15 protein-coding genes and 1 pseudogene are annotated in these 18,079 nt (G+C 45.9%); 8 read left to right on the top strand and 8 right to left on the bottom strand.

Features of this window, described 5'->3' with window-relative positions:
- Window positions 1-109 precede the first annotated feature (109 nt).
- The 3 genes from BEN74_RS13800 to BEN74_RS13790 all read left to right on the top strand — a co-directional run bounded on the left by BEN74_RS13800 (window position 110) and on the right by BEN74_RS13790 (window position 3,240).
- Window positions 110-1,276, top strand: a complete 1,167-nt coding sequence (locus BEN74_RS13800) for an acyl-CoA desaturase (protein ID WP_068909270.1) — start codon at window positions 110-112, stop codon at window positions 1,274-1,276.
- 106 nt (window positions 1,277-1,382) lie between these two features.
- Window positions 1,383-1,712: a DHCW motif cupin fold protein gene (locus BEN74_RS13795; protein ID WP_068909272.1), complete on the top strand. Its 330-nt coding sequence runs from the start codon at window positions 1,383-1,385 to the stop codon at window positions 1,710-1,712.
- 82 nt (window positions 1,713-1,794) lie between these two features.
- Window positions 1,795-3,240, top strand: a complete 1,446-nt coding sequence (locus BEN74_RS13790; RefSeq protein ID WP_068909275.1) for a protein adenylyltransferase SelO — start codon at window positions 1,795-1,797, stop codon at window positions 3,238-3,240.
- Between the two features lie 184 nt (window positions 3,241-3,424).
- Here the strand turns inward: BEN74_RS13790 and BEN74_RS13785 are convergent, their stop codons facing one another.
- Window positions 3,425-4,888 carry a phospholipase D family protein gene (locus BEN74_RS13785; RefSeq protein WP_068909277.1) on the bottom strand — a complete coding sequence of 488 codons (1,464 nt, stop codon included), beginning with the start codon at window positions 4,886-4,888 and terminating at the stop codon, window positions 3,425-3,427.
- A 106-nt stretch (window positions 4,889-4,994) separates the two neighbouring features.
- Complete coding sequence (gene znuD / locus BEN74_RS13780) at window positions 4,995-7,058, bottom strand: zinc piracy TonB-dependent receptor ZnuD (RefSeq protein WP_068909280.1); 2,064 nt, start codon at window positions 7,056-7,058, stop codon at window positions 4,995-4,997.
- 147 nt (window positions 7,059-7,205) lie between these two features.
- On the opposite strand from znuD, the gene BEN74_RS13775 reads away from it, so the two are divergent.
- From BEN74_RS13775 to BEN74_RS13755, 5 genes and pseudogenes are all read left to right on the top strand, one after another.
- The gene (locus tag BEN74_RS13775; RefSeq protein WP_068909282.1) at window positions 7,206-7,970 is read left to right on the top strand and encodes a DUF4184 family protein; all 765 of its coding nucleotides are present in this window, start codon (window positions 7,206-7,208) and stop codon (window positions 7,968-7,970) included.
- 167 nt (window positions 7,971-8,137) lie between these two features.
- Window positions 8,138-9,925: an aspartate--tRNA ligase gene (aspS, locus tag BEN74_RS13770; protein WP_068909284.1), complete on the top strand. Its 1,788-nt coding sequence runs from the start codon at window positions 8,138-8,140 to the stop codon at window positions 9,923-9,925.
- 116 nt (window positions 9,926-10,041) lie between these two features.
- On the top strand, window positions 10,042-10,263 hold the full coding sequence (locus BEN74_RS13765) for a hypothetical protein (protein WP_068909286.1): 222 nt from the start codon (window positions 10,042-10,044) through the stop codon (window positions 10,261-10,263).
- Between the two features lie 36 nt (window positions 10,264-10,299).
- Window positions 10,300-10,709 (top strand): annotated as a pseudogene (locus tag BEN74_RS19710) (lysophospholipid acyltransferase family protein); the annotation flags it as partial.
- Window positions 10,710-11,047: 338 nt separating this feature from the next.
- The gene (locus tag BEN74_RS13755; protein ID WP_068909289.1) at window positions 11,048-12,409 is read left to right on the top strand and encodes a glycosyltransferase; all 1,362 of its coding nucleotides are present in this window, start codon (window positions 11,048-11,050) and stop codon (window positions 12,407-12,409) included.
- A 366-nt stretch (window positions 12,410-12,775) separates the two neighbouring features.
- Here BEN74_RS13755 and BEN74_RS13750 read toward each other — a convergent pair whose 3' ends face one another.
- From BEN74_RS13750 to BEN74_RS13725, 6 genes are read right to left on the bottom strand one after another with little or no spacing between them, the layout of a single operon-like run.
- Window positions 12,776-13,690: a glycosyltransferase family 2 protein gene (locus tag BEN74_RS13750; protein WP_086374254.1), complete on the bottom strand. Its 915-nt coding sequence runs from the start codon at window positions 13,688-13,690 to the stop codon at window positions 12,776-12,778.
- Between the two features lies 1 nt (window position 13,691).
- Window positions 13,692-14,261, bottom strand: coding sequence for an acyltransferase (locus tag BEN74_RS13745; protein ID WP_068909293.1), 570 nt, complete (start codon window positions 14,259-14,261; stop codon window positions 13,692-13,694).
- The gene (locus BEN74_RS13740; RefSeq protein ID WP_068909295.1) at window positions 14,261-15,358 is read right to left on the bottom strand and encodes a DegT/DnrJ/EryC1/StrS family aminotransferase; all 1,098 of its coding nucleotides are present in this window, start codon (window positions 15,356-15,358) and stop codon (window positions 14,261-14,263) included. The genes BEN74_RS13745 and BEN74_RS13740 overlap by 1 nt, the downstream gene beginning before the upstream one ends.
- On the bottom strand, window positions 15,355-16,233 hold the full coding sequence (gene rfbA / locus BEN74_RS13735; protein WP_068909297.1) for a glucose-1-phosphate thymidylyltransferase RfbA: 879 nt from the start codon (window positions 16,231-16,233) through the stop codon (window positions 15,355-15,357). The genes BEN74_RS13740 and rfbA overlap by 4 nt, the downstream gene beginning before the upstream one ends.
- A complete protein-coding gene (rfbB, locus tag BEN74_RS13730) occupies window positions 16,230-17,291 on the bottom strand; it encodes a dTDP-glucose 4,6-dehydratase (protein WP_068909895.1) in 1,062 nt (353 codons plus the stop codon). Before rfbB ends, rfbA begins: the two co-directional genes overlap by 4 nt.
- Window positions 17,292-17,307: 16 nt before the next feature.
- Window positions 17,308-18,072: a glycosyltransferase family 25 protein gene (locus BEN74_RS13725; protein WP_068909897.1), complete on the bottom strand. Its 765-nt coding sequence runs from the start codon at window positions 18,070-18,072 to the stop codon at window positions 17,308-17,310.
- Window positions 18,073-18,079 lie beyond the last annotated feature (7 nt).

Here is an 18,079-nt window from a genome sequence, read left to right as displayed (position 1 = left end):
TGTGAACAGCTGTTTGCGCATGCTAATATGCTGAAGTCTTAATCCATATAAAGAATATGGAATTTACTTTCTATTCAAACCTGCCAAGGTTCTAGGAGTACTGCCGGAGATGACCGCTCCCCAACCCAAAGCCCCAATTAACTGGATTGCTGTATTTGCCCTGATATTCTTGCCAATCGTGGCGGCAATTGCAATTCCGTTATATGCCTATCACCATGATTTCAGCCTAGCTGCCTGGATCAGCATGTTTGTTTTGCTGGGCGTCAGCAGTTTGGGCATCACGGCAGGCTACCACCGCTTATGGGCGCACCGCGCCTATGAAGCCACCTTGCCGCTGAAAATTATCCTGATGATTATGGGCACGTTTGCTGTTCAAAACAGCATCCTGTTCTGGGCTTCAGGTCACCGCACCCACCACCGCCATGTAGATGATGTCGAGCAGGATCCGTACTCCATCAACCGCGGCTTCTGGTATGCGCATATCGGCTGGATGCTCCGCGACTATCCGTCAGGCGCCGCCAACTATAAAAACGCGCCGGATTTGCTGAATGACAAACTGGTAATGTTCCAGGACAAATACTATGTCCCGCTGGTGATTGCCGTGCATGCCGGCATTCTGCTGCCGATCGGCTGGGCGGTAGGCGACATGTGGGGCGTGCTGCTGCTGGGCGGCTTAATGCGCTTGATTCTCAGCCACCATGTAACCTTCTTTATCAACTCGCTGTGCCATATGTGGGGCTCGCGCCCGTATACCGATGAAAATACGGCGCGCGACAATTTTGTGCTTGCAATCGCCACTTGGGGCGAGGGCTACCATAACTACCACCACATTTTCCAGTACGATTACCGCAACGGCGTGAAATGGTGGCAGTATGACCCGACCAAATGGCTGATCTGGTCCTGCTCTAAGCTGGGCTTAGCGAAAAACCTGCGCCGCATTCCAAGCTTCAATATCAAAAAAGCCGAATTGGCGATGAAGTTCAAATACGCTGAGCAGGACTTGGCGGTCTACGGCCACAACGTCAATGAAGACATGGCGACGGTAAAGCTGCGCATTTCACAGGAATATGACGCTTTTTCCCAGACCTTAAATGACTGGGCGAAACTGAAAGAACTGGAAATTCAGGCCAAGAAGGCTTCGGTTGCTGAGAAAATCCATCAAATCGATGACAAGCTGAAAATGGAATTCCAGCTGGTTGAACAGCGCCTTTCGCACCACCGCCAGACACTGAACCTTCTGGTCAACAACTTAAAGAAAAAAGCGCAAGCGAATTAAGTTCGGCACAGCATAGCGCAATCAGCAAAAGCCCCGCATTTGGGGCTTTTCTTTATTTGAAATTCACGATAATAATGGGCATCTGCAATATAAAAAGCGCATCACTATGGAAATAAGCAATATCCCCTTTGGCCTGACCAACTGGGATGAAATAGCAACCGAAAGATATGAAGGCGAAAACGGCTACGCGCTTTGGCGCACGCAGCGTTTTGGGCCGATCCGCGTGCGCATTGTGGAATATTCCGCCGGCTACATGGCCGACCACTGGTGCAGCAAAGGCCATATCCTCTTCTGCATAGCGGGCGAACTGCATACTGAACTGCAGGATGGGCGCCATTTCATTTTAAAGGCCGGCATGAGCTATCAGGTTGCGGACAATGCCGAAGCGCACCGCTCCTACTCGGAAACCGGCGCGCGCCTGTTCATTGTGGACTGAATTGCGGATTAAGCATTTACCGCACATCCGCAGGCGCAACTTTGCTATAGTTTAAGCCTGTTCAGCACTTGCCCATTTTCCTATGCATTTCAATTCACGCTATTCTGCGCTCCCAGCAAAACTGTATCACCATCAGCAGCCCTTGGCGCTGAAAGGCGCTAAGGCCGGACATTTCAATGCGGCGCTGGCCGATGAGCTGCAGTGGTCAGAGGCCGATAAAGCCGCATGGGTTGAAATCTGCAGCGGCCAGAAAACCTTTGCCGAATTTGAGCCTTTGGCCATGGTATATGCAGGCCATCAGTTCGGGCAATGGGCGGGCCAGCTGGGCGATGGCCGCGGGCTGCTGATTGCGCAGATTATCGATAAAAACGGCCAAACCGTAGACCTGCATCTTAAAGGCGCAGGCTCCACGCCCTACTCACGCATGGGCGACGGCCGCGCGGTGCTGCGCTCGGTGATCCGCGAATATCTGGCCGGCCATGCGCTGAATGCCTTAGGCATCCCCTCCAGCAATGCGGTGGGCTTCACCTCCTCCACGCAAGGCGTGCAGCGCGAGAAGCTGGAACTGGGCGCCATGATGCTGCGGACTTCCGACTGCCATATCCGCCTGGGGCATTTTGAATGGATCAATCAGTATCAGCCGGCTCTGCTGCCTGAATTTACCCAGAAATGCATTGAATGGCACTACCCGCAATGCCTTGCGGCGGAACAGCCGGTGCTGGCTTTCGCCGCGCAGGTGATTCAGCGCACCGCGGTGATGATTGCCAAATGGCAGCTGGCGGGGTTCGCGCACGGCGTCATGAATACCGACAATTTGAACATCACCGGCTCTACTCTGGACTTCGGCCCTTACGGCTTTATGGAGCGCTTCCGCCCGAACTGGATCAATAACCACTCGGACTATCAGGGCCGCTACACCTATCAGCAGCAGCCGAGCATCGGGCACTGGAATTTATGGACTTGGCTGAATAATTTAATTCCGCTGTGCCCGGCAGGCGATGACAAGGCGCAGTGGAAAGAGGATCTGGCCAAGTGCCTGGAACAGTTTGAGCCGGCCTTTCTGGAGCATTACACACTGGGCTTATGCCAGAAAATGGGCCTGCCCAGCTTCCATAAAGACAGCTTTGACTGCGCCATGGCGTTTTTGCGCGTGCTGCAAAGCGAGCAGCTGGACTATACGCAAAGCTTTATCCGCCTGCAGAACAAGCAGTATGAGCTGATTAAGGATGACTGCCTTGACCTGCGCCAGTTTGAAGCATTTCTGACGCAGTATCACGGCATCCGCGGGCTGCAGGACACCGCTGAGCTGGATGCGGCGATGGCCAAAGCCAACCCGCGCTATATTCTGCGCAACCACATGGCGCAGAAAGCCATCGAGCTTGCCGAGCGCGATGACTTTTCAGAAGTCGAGCGCCTGTTCCAGCTGCTGCGCCAGCCCTATGCGCCGCAGCCGGACTTGGAGCGGGAAAGCGATTTGGCGCCATTGCCGGGCGATCAGCCTGAAGTGGCGGTCAGCTGTTCATCTTAAACAGCAAACTGTGGATAAATTTTAACTTATCCGCAGCGCGCTGAAACTGCAAACAGGCAATAAAAAACCGGGCGGATCACTCAGCCCGGTCTAGCATAAAATGCGCGGCCCGCCTATTTTCAGAAGCGGGCAAAGCGCGCCGGCATCCTCAACAATATTCTGCCGGCAAGGCGCAGCCAGCGCATTAAAACGTCGACAGTCCGCTCCATTCCATAAAGCGGTACAGCATATACTTCAGCTTGGATTCATCGGCATACTTGCTGTAGTCCACGCTCATTTGGCGGCCGTGCAGATTTGACCATGCGCCATTGAAATACTGTTCAGCATCTTTAAAAACAGCGCTTTGCGGCTGTCCAAGCACCCGCAGATTGGTTTCCAGATTGTAGTTTTTCAAATTGCGCGCAGTGAAGTTGGAAGAGCCCAGAATCAGCTCGGCCTGCTGCGCGCCGTATTTGGCAATCATTTTGCTGTGGCACTGCTCGCCCTGCGTATTGCACCAGCGCACCGGCACGCCGGCATCGTTCAGTTCCGACGCCACCTGGCGGTTCGGTATGCCGTTCTTCTGGCGGCCGAAGGCATCCTTGTTCGGGTCCAGCAGCACCCGCACATGCACCCCGCGCGCATGGGCTGCAATCAGGCCCTGAATAATCTTGCGTTCGGACAGATAGAACATGGCCAAATCAATGTGCTCTTTTGGCTTGGCGCTATCCAGCAGCTGCAGCACGGCATCGTAAACTGCAGCTTCGGTCAGCACCTGCACCTGCGGCTCACTCGGCTCCGCTTCAAATTCGCCGGCAATCACCGCAGGAAAATCGGCTTTGGACATCACCGCCACGGCCTGCTCGGTTTTCAGCACATCCAGCGCGGTATTGCCGCTCACCACTAAGGCGACATTCGAATGGCGCGAACTGCCGTCATGCGGATTCATCGACGTCACCAGCGCCTTCCAGCCCTCTGCCGTGTCTACCACCAAGGTTTTGCGGTGATTGGCTTTAAAATTGAATAAATCCAGATAGCTTCTGATGGTGATTTTTTCATGGCCGAACGGGTTCGGCAGCCAGCCCTGTTCCGGATTATTGCGGATTCCCTGGCAGCACAGGTACCAGAAGCCCGACCATACCGGATTGGAGGCGCGCAACGGCGTTAAATCGGTTTCAATCACGTCGATTCCGGCCTGGCGCAGCTGGCGGTAGTGTTCGGGCGCCACGCCGCCATACACCGAATTGATCGGGTCGGTGATCAGCTTAATTTCAACATTCGGCGCCTGCCTGCGCTTCTGAATCAGAGCATCGGCCAGCTGCTGCGTCAGCGCCTGATGGGCGATTTTAGAGGTGCCGACTTCTTTGTTGAACAGAAACATATCCAGCACAACCGTGGTTTGTGCCTGATCAATCAGGCTCAGCATCTGCTTGAAAATCTGCTGATCCAGATGCAGCTTTCCTGAGGCATCAGCATAGCTTTGATCGGCGATAAACTGCACCTTGGCATGGCGCAGCTTGCCGGTGTAATCCAGCCCCTGCGGCAGGGGCTTATAGGTATGATAAATTGCCGAAGAAAGATAGCCGATGGCCAGCAAGTCGATCACTGCGCTGATGTAGCGCCGACGCGGCCAATTCAGCTTGCCGTGAATTCTCTGAAAGATACGCATAATAAAAAACCTAGTCCAATGCGCTCAGACTAGGTTTTATCCTGTGATTTTTCAAGAGGATTTCTGTGATTTCAGCCTGTTCAGCGCGCTGCGGCCGCAGGCGGAATCAGAAGCCGAATTCAACGCCCACCGTAAAGTTGCGCCCGGTTTGCGGAATATTCGACAGGAAAGAGGCATGCGAATATACCTGATCATCCAGCAGGTTATTGGCGTTGAAATACACCCGGTAATCGCCGGCTTTGCTGTACTTTGCGGCATAGGCCAGGCCGAGATTCAGCATATTGTAACCGGCGGTTTCCTGCTCATAGGCCGCGAACTCATCCTGCTTAAACACATGGGAATATTCCGCCATGCCTGACCAGCCGCCGGCAAAGCCGGCATTGACTTTCGCGCCTAAGCGGCCTGCAGGCACGCGCGGCGCATTTTCGCCGTCAATTTTTCCGCGCACATAATCGCCGAATACGCTCAGCTTGTAGCTGTCGCTTAAAGCATAGCCGGTTTCAGCTTCTATGCCGTAAAACTTGGCTTTGTCCTGCGTGTAGTCCACAAGGCGGAAGTTTTCATGCTGGTCGGTGGTGGCGGCGTAAATATAGCTGTCATACCAGTTGTGATAGGCATGCACGTGATAATCCAGCCGGTCCGCCTCATAATGCAGGCCCAATTCCAGATTATTGGATTTTTCCGCGCCCAGATTTTGATTGCCGCGCTCATAGGTATTGGTGGCAAAATGCTTGCCCTTGGCATACAGCTCCTGCGCCAGCGGCAGCCGTTCCTGATGCGATGCAGACAAAGACAGCTTATAGTCCGGCGCAAAATCCCAGCTGGCTGCGCCCGAATAGGAAATAGCGTAATCATCAAAGCCTTTCTGCGCGGAATCAATGTCAATCTTCTGCTGATCCGCGCGCGCGCCCAGCTCAACATGCACATCGCCAAACTGCCTGTGCTCCAGGCCGAACAGGCTCCATTTCTGCGTTTTGCTTGGATTCATCAGCGCTTCTTCACCGCGGATGTCCAGCTTCTGCTGATTGTACTGCGCGCCAATCACCCCTTCCCAGCCTGCAGCCGGCTGATGCGCCAGCTCCACGCGCGCATCATAGCCCTTGCTTTTAAAGGCGGTCATTACTGCGCTTTCTTCCTTTTCGTCATGCTGATAGTCGGTATAGCTGGCATGCGCGCGCAATTTCTGGAAGCCGGCAAAAGGCTGCGCCAGTTCCGCGCGCACATCATAGCGCTCCGATTTCAAATCAACCCAAGGCCCTGCATGCTCCTCTTCATGCGCATGGCCGTGGCCGGGTACGGGCGCAGGCCCGTGCGCATGGCAATCCAGCTCGTCGCCATGCGGATGGCAGTCTTCATATTCATGGCTGTGGCCCGGCAGGCCGTATTTGTCCTGGCGGCTGCTGTAGGCAGCGCCGACAAAGCCGCGGTCATGAATCCATGAGCCGCCGACATTCACGGTCTGCCCTTCGGCAAAGGTGTTGTCCACGCGGCGCTCTTTTTCAAGCTCATCATCATGATCATGGAAATAATCCGGAGCAATATAGTTGTTGGCTTTGCGCTTGGAGCCTTCCACCCGCACAGCGAACTGCCCGCCCAGCGCAGCCGTAACCCCGGCGCTGGCCAGCTTCTCATCGCTGCCGGAGTTGTAGCGCAGCCCGGCCCGGCCTTCATAGCCGTTTTCCGGCATTTGCGCTGGAATTTTCTGATCCGTCACATTCACCAGCCCACCGGCGGCGCCCGCGCCATACAGCAGCGTTGACGGCCCGCGGATGATTTCAACCTGCTTGGCTAGGACCGAATCGACAGTAACCGCATGGTCAGGCGAAAGCGCAGACACATCGGCCGGTTCAGAGGCATGCTGCAGCACTTTGACCCGCGGGCCGTCCTGGCCGCGGATCACCGGCCGGCTGGAGCCAGCGCCGTACTGGTTGGAAGACACCCCCAGCTCGCCTGCCAGCGCATCGCCAATGGTGACGGGGCGCTCCGCCAACTGCTGCTGGCTGACAATATGATCCGCCGCGGCGAAATCCGCAGCCGTCTGCGCCAAGGGATGCACCTGCACTTGAATGGTGTCCAGCCGCTGCGCCTGAACGGCATTTTCATCGGCGAATGCCAGCGGCGCGGCGGCGGCGAAAAGTGAAGCAGTAATTAAATTCTTTTTAAGGCGCATTGGGCTGGCTCAAACAGGTTATTTGTCAATTTTTGTTATAATATAACATTTCATTTGCTTTGCAATAAAAAACATTTCTTTCTTGCATCCTGCGCTAGACTGCCTGCGGACTTTTAGAACTAATTTGCTGAATTGCCAGCAGGATCAATGCCTTTTACCTTATCTCACGCTGTTTTAGCGCCGCCGCTGTCGCGCCTTACAGGCGGGCGCCTGCCCACCGCCGCTTTAGCCATCGGCTGCATGGTGCCGGATTTATTCCGGCTGTTTACTGCAGAGCGCACCAATGTGACGCATTTGTGGAGCGCGCTGATTCATCCTGATTTATGGATTGGCCTGGCATTCTGCGCAGCCTGGTACCTGCTGTACCGCCCTGCGGTTTACCGCTTTTTAGGCCTGCAGCATGACTTAGGCATTTACAGCGCATGGGCTGCATTCAGGTTTTTGGGCGCCGTCTGCGCCGCGGTGATCGCCGGCACCGCCACGCACCTGATTTGGGACGGGCTGACCCATGCCGACTTCCGCACCTTCGCCTTCAAAGAGGCTTTAAGCCAGCCCATCATGCTGCTGGGCCAGGCCTATCCGCTGCACCGCATCCTGCAAATCGGCTGCTCCATCGCCGCCCTGCCGCTGATCGGCTGGATGAGCTGGCGCTATTATCAAAGCTATCAGCAGCATCTTCCCGTCAGCCTTAAAATCAGGCGCTTTGCCTGGGGCCTGGCCCTTGCCTCGCTGGGCGCGGGCGCTTTGCAGGCCTGGCTGTTTAACATTTCGCCCTCCAGCCAGCTGTGGCGCACAGACTTATATGAAATAACCGGCCGCCTGCTGAATGAGTTTGCCCACGGCAGCCTGCTGATGTTCAGCTTGGGCTGCCTGCTGTTTGCCGTTCTAGACCGCGGACACCGCATGGGCTGAAGCAGCAGGCGGATGCAGCGCTAAAACCGCGCGATTTCCCGCGGTTTTTTGATCTAGTTCTTGTGACGGCCTCCTCAAAGAGGCATAATCCTAGATTAATTTTTTCTAAGGCGGTGCGCTGTTTACGCATTCGCTTCCTTAACCCATATAGTTGGATTTTTTACGCTATGATGCGAACTCATTATTGCGGTTCTTTAACCGAAGCTCAAATTGACCAGACAGTGACACTCTGCGGCTGGGTGCACCGCCGCCGCGATCATGGCGGCGTGATTTTTCTGGACATGCGCGACCGTGACGGCCTTGTGCAGGTGGTTATTGATCCGGACACTCCGGAAGCCTTTGCAACCGCTGACAAATCGCGCTCTGAATACGTGCTGAAAATTACCGGCCGCGTGCGCCGCCGCTACGAAGGCACGGAAAATGCCAATATCGTCAGCGGTCAAATTGAAGTTTTAGGCAAAGAAATTGAAGTTCTTGCAGCGTCTGAAACGCCGCCATTCCCGTTGAATGACGAAAATACCAACATTTCTGAAGAAGTCCGCTTAAAGTACCGCTTCCTGGACATCCGCCGTCCGGAAATGCTGGACCGCCTGCGCTTCCGCTCTAAGCTGACCAACCTGATCCGCAACTATTTCGAAGAAAACGGCTTCCTTGACGTTGAAACGCCGATTCTGACCCGCGCTACGCCTGAAGGCGCGCGCGACTATTTAGTGCCAAGCCGCGTATCCAACGGCAGCTTCTATGCCCTGCCGCAGTCGCCGCAGCTGTTCAAGCAATTGCTGATGGTCGGCGGCATTGACCGCTACTACCAAATCGCCAAATGCTTCCGCGATGAAGACTTGCGCGCAGACCGCCAGCCTGAATTCACCCAGATCGACGTTGAAACATCGTTCATGAGCGACGATGACATTATGGATCTGATGGAAACTTTGACCATTAAGATGTTCAAAGAGCTTCTGAATGTTGACTTTGGCAAATTCCAGCGCATGACTTATGCAGACGCGATGCGCGACTATGCATCTGACAAACCGGATATGCGCATTCCGCTGAAGCTGGTGGACGTTGCAGACATGATGCAGGATGTTGAGTTCAAAGTATTTGCAGGCCCGGCTAAAGATCCGAAAGGCCGTATTGTCGCGCTCCGCGTGCCGGGCGCAGGCTCACTGCCGCGCAGCCAGATTGACGAATACACTAAATTTGTCGGCATCTACGGCGCGAAAGGCTTGGCTTACATCAAAGTCAACGAGCTTGAGAAAGGCATTGAAGGCCTGCAGTCGCCTATCGTTAAATTCATCGAGCCGATCGTGCTTGATTTGCTGAAACGCGTTGGCGCTGAAAATGGCGACATCGTCTTCTTCGGTGCGGACAAAGCCAAAGTTGTGAACGATGCGATGGGCGCTTTGCGCATTAAAGTCGGCCATGACATGAAACTGGCGACTTGCGAATGGGCGCCGCTTTGGGTGGTTGACTTCCCGATGTTTGAGGAAACCGATGACGGCAAATGGACCTCTGTGCATCACCCGTTCACGCTGCCTAAATCCAGCGTTGAAGAAGTGAAGAACAACCCGGGCCAGGCGCTGTCTGTCGCTTATGACATGGTGCTGAACGGTACTGAAGTCGGCGGCGGCTCTCTGCGTATTTACACGCTGGAAATGCAGAAAGCGATTTTTGAAGCTTTAGGCATTGGCGAAGAAGAAGCCGAAGAAAAATTCAGCTTCTTACTGAATGCATTGAAATTCGGCGCGCCTCCGCATGGCGGCTTGGCATTCGGCCTGGACCGCCTAGTGATGCTGATGACCGGCGCGACTTCTATCCGCGACGTGATTGCCTTCCCGAAAACCAAGACTGCAGAATGCCCATTAACTCAGGCGCCTGCGCCGGTTGAGCCAAATCAGCTGCGCGACTTGGGCATCCGCCTGCGTGAAAAGCTGAAAGCTGAAGCGAAAGAAGCTTAATTGCGCTTTTGCTGAAGTTAAAAAACCCTGCGCTATGCAGGGTTTTTTATTGCATTGAGATCGGCAGGCAACGGTGGCATAATAGCGCCCTATTCCACTTTGCTGTGAGCATTCTTATGGCTATGCGTCCTGAAGTCCGCCGTCGCGCAATCGTTTTAATCGTTTTTGCTATCGTGCAATGGGTTTTCATGCGCTACATCGTGGATAATCAATTATTCAATTTAACCACTTATAACCGTATTGTCGTGTTTTGCATCAGCAGCCTTGGCGGCGCCTTTATGATCTTTGTCGGGTTGATTTATATGGTGCTGAAAGGCAATGCGGATAAACCTGAGTAAATTTTTTCTAGCCCCACGATTGGCCTCCAATGACTAAATTCCACCCTCGTTCCAACTGATGAAAATGGTGTGCATTCAATCTTTAAGCACCTCAAAAAAAGGTGGCTTGACGGTAATATTACCCGACCATCTACCTAAAGAATCTGGCGGAATTTATTCCTCCTTTTTTTGGACAAAAAATACTATCAACAACATTGGTATCAAAATTAGCCAGTAAAACATAATGTAATATCATTGGACTCGGTTGTATTCGTGATGAAGTTTCTGGTTTTAATATCCATTGTTCACGACTTCCCGAGGAAATTTCATCCAAAAATTTACAAACTTCCGTGGATAATCTCAATCAAAATTTAGAAGCTATGATTAATATCGCTCCTGAACAGTATTTATGGTCTTATAAGCGTTTTCGAAATTGTTACGGTAATATCAATGCTTATAGAAGATAATCACCACTTAAGTTACGGCAGTTAGATACCCCAATGTAGAAAATAACGCCAAATTGCTATAAATATTAATTTATTTTGATATCAATAGAATGTTTTATTCATTTGAGAACAATTCCCAACGGTGGCATAATAGCTCATATATGGCAATGTCCTTTCTACTCGAAAAGAGGTAGATACTATATTTTGAATATATTGAGATCTATTACAATCAAATCAGAAGCTATTCTGCAAACGGCTAGTTTATTTAGCACCGAAACTTTGAGCAGAAATAGTTTAAGAATTTAGAGGGATCAGGAAATGGATATGATTTTCTGATTAATTACAAAGAGAATTCTCTTATGGTTAACAAATTCATCGACAATAGTGATATGTCTGATAAAAATCAATTTCTGCAACTGTCTAAGAATATCCTTGATTACAAAAGCAATTCTAGAAAACAAAATAAATTTGATCTTTTAATTATTGATGATGTTTTTCCTTCATTGAAAAGTGGTTTTCGCTACGTTGAATTCACTGCATACTTAAATGAATTTAATAACTCATTAATACTTACTTCTGGCAAAAACATTGGGGCTCTTGAGAAAAAACCCATAGCTGGTGTTATTGGTAGTTATCGGGAGAAGTTTCCTAATCTTAGCCACAAAGTAATACAATGTGTCGATAAATTTCCTTTGAACATAACCAACTTAGTTTATGTAACCTTTTTAAATAATGTTTTTTCACTATTACCACAAATTGAGGCTGCTAAAGTTCCATTTGTTTTCACTCTTTATCCAGGAGGAGGGTTTCTTCTAAATGATCAAATATGTGATCGTAAGCTTAAACGGGTTTTTAATTCCCCCTGCTTCCAGAAGGTAATCGTAACTCAACAGGTAACTTATAACTATATTATCAGTCGGGGAATGTGCCCGCCAGAAAAAGTCCAAATGATCTTTGGTGTTGTTATGCCAGAGCTTCCAAAGGCAGATTCTCTCTTTATGAAACATCGATGGGGTTTTGACAAATCCCGCTTAGATATCTGTTTCATGGCACATAAATATACAACCTATGGTCAGGATAAAGGATATGATGTTTTTGTGAATGTAGCGACTATATTACGTCAATATCATGAGGACATGTACTTTCATGTTGTAGGACCATTTGATCCCCAAGTTATTGATGTTAGCTCCTTAAGTGATCGTATCGAATTCCATGGCTCATTAGATCCAGAAAAATTTGATAGCTTTTTCCAAAATATTGATATTATTATATCTCCTAATATCAGTGGTAAAATTTGTCCAGGTTCATTCGATGGTTTTCCCACAGCAAGTTGTACTGAAGCAGCACTACGAGGTAGTGCAATCTTCGCAGTGGATGAATTCAATTCTGCAGAAGGATATTTTACAGATGGAGAAGATATTGTTCTAATCCAATACAATATTATGCATATTGTTGATAAGATCGAAAACTATTATGCTAACCCTTATGCTCTCAAAATGATTGGGGAAAATGGAATGCACCGTGTGCGAGAATTATATAATCTAGAGGCACAGATGCAACCTAGAATCGATCTATTGCGTGAAGTAATGCACAGCCCTATACCATCAGAAAATATAAATTGGAAAATATTAAAATTAAACATTCAATGGAAATTATCATTTGTATTAGACCTATTACGTAAAATACGCCTAAAGTCAATCACAAAAAATCATCGAAGTTAGAGTAAAAAATGTTTAAAGAAGATCCATCAGATACTTACTTAAAAATATACGTTTAGGTGCTATTACAACTCCAACGCAAAAGTATGATTATATCTTCTCTCTATGAGGAAAATCCTGCAGTATTAGCCGAAGCGAATTCTCTCGGTATTCCTTCCTGTGGCTACTTATGAATCCTCCTCTGGCATTCGTGATTTGTTTACTTAACAAACTACTAAATTAGCATTAGCTCCTAAAAAATATTTATGCCCCAAGTTTTACTCTATAATAATTTATAAAATCAAACACATATCAATATATTTCTATACAATATCGGTATAAATAATAGGCATAAATATTTTTAGATTTGTGCGATTGAAATAAATACAATTAGTCAGACTTCCACACAATACTTTTAGGTAATAGGCTAAGTATATAGAAAAATACTTGCCTTACTGTATAAAATTTTACAGATAAAGATTTTCTCACCAATAAGCAATAAACATCATAATCACTACCAGTTTTGTAAAATTGACGAGCATATTGAAGTGCATACTTAGAATAAGTTTTTCTTAATTTTTCAAGTTTATCTAAATCTTTTTCTTCCACTAATTTCTTATCGTACGCTCTCATGATACCCATAGGTAAAATTGGGTTAATCTTCTTCCCAATAATACTAATTCCGACATCTACACGATATGCACCTAATTCTTCATTTAAATGATAAATAAATCCTTTTCTAGCCTGCTCAATATGAATTTCTATATCTAATGCTTTAGGGTGTAAATCATTAAAATAATCAAACGTAAAATCATTTCTAAACATTTTTGATGAATGTGCAAAAAAAGGTAAATGTAGATATAAATAATCTAGATCAAATTTACCGTTTTGATGCGTCCATTCTCGTACTTTGTTTCCTTCAGCATCAATATATCGCATATTATGCGTACAGATTGAGCAATCGGAATTGGATTCCATAATATCAAATTGACGTTGCAATTTATTCGGAAGAGCCAAGTCATCCCCATCAAGATGATAGATGTATTTACCCTTAGCCTTTCTATATACCGCCTTAATATTTTCCACAGGCCCTATATTTTTCTCATGAAACACTGGAACAATAATATCCTGATTCTTTTGAAAAAAAGCTTCTACTATTTTTCTAGTTGAATCAGTTGAGCAATCATCCCCAATAATAACTTCATACTGAAAATTAGTATCTTGGGTAAGAACACTTTTTAAGGTCTGCTCTATAAATTTTTCTTGATTATATGTAACAATACAGACTGAAACTAATATATTCATATTAAACAAATCCATTATTTTTTAGTTTTATCTCTAATTTGAGTATATCCCTCTTTCTTTCCTTAATTCGTTTTGCTGGAGTCCCAATATAAATACCAAACTCTGTGCAACTTTTATTTACCAAACTTAATGCCCCGATAGCTACACCTTTTTCTAAAGTCACGCCAGGTAAAATCACAGTTCCAGATCCGACAATGACATGCTCTCCAATGATAACATCTGAGTTTTCAACATTCGTATATTGTTTAGGTACCATAGGGTTTGTCATAAACTCACCACTATAATCATCATTACTACTATAAATTGCCACCCTAGATGAGATATTACAAAAATCTTTTAGCACTATTTTTCCAGCGCCTATCAGTGAACTATATACTGCAATATGAATATAATTCCCTATAGTTACCCCCCCATCCCCTGCTGATAGCACACAAAAATCATCTATTCTTACGTTATTTCCAATTCTTATATTTTGACAATTATAATAAGAGGCTTTATCTGAAAGTAAGCAATTTTCACCTACGCAACCAAAGCCCATTGCTTTAATTTGATCTTCTGTTAAAAAAGCCATTAATTATCCTTAATTAAATTAATGATCTTTTCTACTGATTCCATGCAAAGATCTGGATATAAAGGTAAGCAAAGTACTTGCTCTGACAAGCGTTTGGCTTCGGGGGTGTCTGACTGATATTTTTTATAAACAGCTAGATCAGTCATAATCGGATAAAAATATTTTCTTGCAAAAATATTGTTGAGCTTCAATTTTTCAAATAATTCATCACGACTGAGTGGGTATGGCTCAGAAATAACTATTGGGAAATAAGAGTAATTATCTTTTACTAAATCTATGCGCTCTATACAACGTATACCCTCTATATCTATGAATGAACTGCGATAAATACGATCAATTTTCTGTCGTGCTTGTAAAATATGATCAATACTTTTTAATTGAAGCAAGCCAAGCGCAGCATGTATCTCACTTAATTTTCCATTCAAAGAAATATCATCTATGGTACTTTCATTCACAATGCCAAAATTCTTTAAACGATCTATACGTTGTTTCATTTCAGCACTATGGCAAACAATTGCTCCCCCCTCAAAAGTATTAAACACTTTTGTGGCATGAAAACTCATTATGCTTAAATCACCATATTTTAATAAGCTTTTGCCCTGATGTATTACACCAAAAGCATGCGCTGCATCATAAATTAATTTAAGATTATGTAGATTCGCAATTTCTTGCAGTTTTTCTACATCACAAGGAATGCCATAACAATGCACCGGTAAAATTGCGACTGTTTTATCTGTTATCGCTTTTTCAACGTTTATAGAGTCAATATTAGATGTCTTCGGATCAATATCAACAAATACAGGAGTTAAATTATTCCAAACAATAGAATGTGCAGTTGCGACAAATGTATAAGGTGTAGTAATAACCTCACCCTCAGTTAAACCTAATGCCTGTAGTGCTGTTACTAATGCGATAGTTCCATTATTGAATAGCGAGATATAATCCACACCTAAATATGCACAGAGTTCCTGTTCGAGTTGTTGGTGTAATGGGCCACAATTAGTCAAAATTTTATTTTTCCAAATTTGCTCTAAATAAGGAATAAATTCATCAAATTCAGGCAAGACTGGCTGAGTTACGTAAATTGGGCTGTTCATATCTGATCATCTACCAATGAAATTAAATATTGACCGTACTCATTTTTACACATGCTCCGACCAATTTCTAAAATTTGCTCCGTACTTAACCAACCATTGTTAAAAGCAATTTCTTCTAAACATGCCACTTTATAGCCTTGGCGTTTTTCAATGGTTTCAACAAACTGTGCCGCTTCGAGTAAACTTTCATGCGTACCCGTATCTAACCAAGCAAAACCACGGCCCAATAATTCTACATTTAAGTCACCGCGCTCAAGATACATCTGATTCACCGTGGTAATTTCCAACTCACCACGATCTGAAGGTTTGACTTGTTTGGCAATTTGAATGACATCATTATCATAGAAATAAAGACCCGTTACCGCAAAATTAGACTTTGGATGTTTTGGCTTTTCTTCAAGGGAAATCGCACACTTATTTTGATCAAACTCAACCACACCAAAACGTTCAGGATCTTTGACTTGATAACCAAATACTGTCGCACCTTGTTGGCGTGTAATCGCTTGTTTCAACATTGACGTAAAGCCTTGACCATAAAAAATATTATCACCTAGCACCAAACAAACATTGCTCTGACCGATAAAATCTTCACCAATAATAAATGCCTGTGCTAAGCCATCTGGACTTGGCTGTACCGCATAAGTCAGCTCAATACCAAACAGTGAGCCATCCCCCAATAAGCGTTTAAAACTGTCAACATCTTCAGGTGTGGTAATAATAAGCACTTCACGAATACCCGCCAACATCAAAACTGACAATGGGTAATAAATCATCGGCTTATCATAAATCGGCAACAGCTGCTTTGATACGCCTTTGGTAATGGGGTACAAACGTGTTCCAGAACCACCTGCGAGAATAATTCCTTTTGTATTCATGATTGATCTACTCCTAGTCTCTCGCGTTGATAGCTGCCATCTTGAACTCTACGGCACCAGTCTAAATGACTCAAATACCATTCTACAGTTTGACGAATACCCGTTTCAAAAGATTCTTGCGGCACCCACCCCAGCTCATTTTTTATTTTACTCGCATCAATAGCATAACGTAGGTCATGCCCTGGACGGTCTGCAACATAGGTAATTAAAGATGCATAAGACTGTTGATCACTTCGTGGTTGAAGTTCATCTAATAGTTGGCAAATTGTTCTAACAACTTCAATATTCTGTTTTTCATTATGGCCGCCAATATTATAAGTTTCCCCAACCTGACCTTGGGTCGCTACCGTATATAAGGCACGGGCATGGTCTTCGACAAATAACCAATCACGTACTTGCTGACCATTGCCATAAATGGGCAATGCTTTACCTTCAAGTGCATTCAAAATAACCAGAGGAATCAGTTTTTCTGGAAAATGATATGGCCCATAATTATTTGAACAATTGGTCACAATCGTTGGTAAGCCATAAGTTCTATGCCATGCCCGAACCAGATGATCCGAACTCGCTTTACTGGCGGAATAAGGTGAACTCGGTTCATATGGCGTTTTTTCTGTAAATAAATCTGTGGTTCCCTCTAAATCACCATAAACTTCATCTGTAGAAATATGGTGAAAACGGAAATTCTTTTGTTTATCTGCATCTAAGGCTAACCAATATTTTCGAACGGCCTCTAAAAGAGTATAAGTTCCGACAATATTGGTTTGAATAAATGCTGCTGGACCATCAATCGAGCGATCTACATGCGATTCAGCGGCTAAATGCATCACAACATCAGGTTGAAAATCTTTTATCGCCCGATCCAAAGCCACAGCGTCACAAATATCAATCTGATTAAAATGATAGCGTGAACTTTGCTCAATTTTAGCCAAAGATTCTAAATTACCCGCATAGGTCAATTTATCAATATTTAAAACTTCATTTTCAGTGTTTCGTATAATATAGCGGATTATAGCTGAACCAATGAAGCCTGCGCCGCCAGTGATTAAATATTTCATTATTTTTGAACCATTCTCAGTCATGATATTTTTGAAGTTGCAAGCGCTTGAGCTTATTAATTAATTGAAAATAAAAACTCTTTTGAGCTTTATTATTTTCAATTCCTTTTACTTTTAAGCGCTCTTGTTCAATGTAGCTATTCGTCTGTTCATTAATAATTTCTGGGTGATCAAACAAATACGTAGCATATAAATGAGGCACTTCCTCCAAATACGCTAAATCCCCCCAATGATCACAGCCACATGGAGGCTGATGGTACTCAACTAGAACTTGCGCCATTTTTCGATCAAGCATGTATGCATAAGTAGATGATAAATTTTTATAATAATAAGGATGAATATCAATAACAGCCTTTCCGAATAATTTATCCTGTAAAAACTTTCCTTTCACTTTTTCACTGAATGAAAGCTGTATGCCGCCTAAGCTGAGCAAGAAATTAGGCTTAAGATTAAGCTTTATAATGTCCTGCTCTAATTGATCTAATGAGAAGTCTAGCTTTTGAATCGCATCATCTTCAAAAAATATGGCGTACTGTTGCCCTGTTGCTAAAAAATGCTTCATTGCCTCAACATGCGATAATGTGCAGCCCAGCTCTCCTGGAGATAAAGGCCTCTCTCTATTCGCAACAGCTAATTTAAAATATAGCGCTGTCGGCAAATCTGCGCCTTTTACGCCAAAAATATGAAAAACAGACTGATTCTGTTTAAAAATCTCTTGAGCAAAGAATGCCTGCCAACGAGGGCTTTCCGATGCTTCAATACTGATTAGATACTTTTCCAAAATGTTC

The organism is Acinetobacter sp. WCHAc010034 (genome assembly GCF_001696615.3).
Taxonomy (GTDB): Bacteria; Pseudomonadota; Gammaproteobacteria; order Pseudomonadales; family Moraxellaceae; genus Acinetobacter.
The sequence above is the reverse complement of the archived record's forward strand: the minus strand, read 5'-3'. Positions and strand labels throughout refer to the sequence as shown.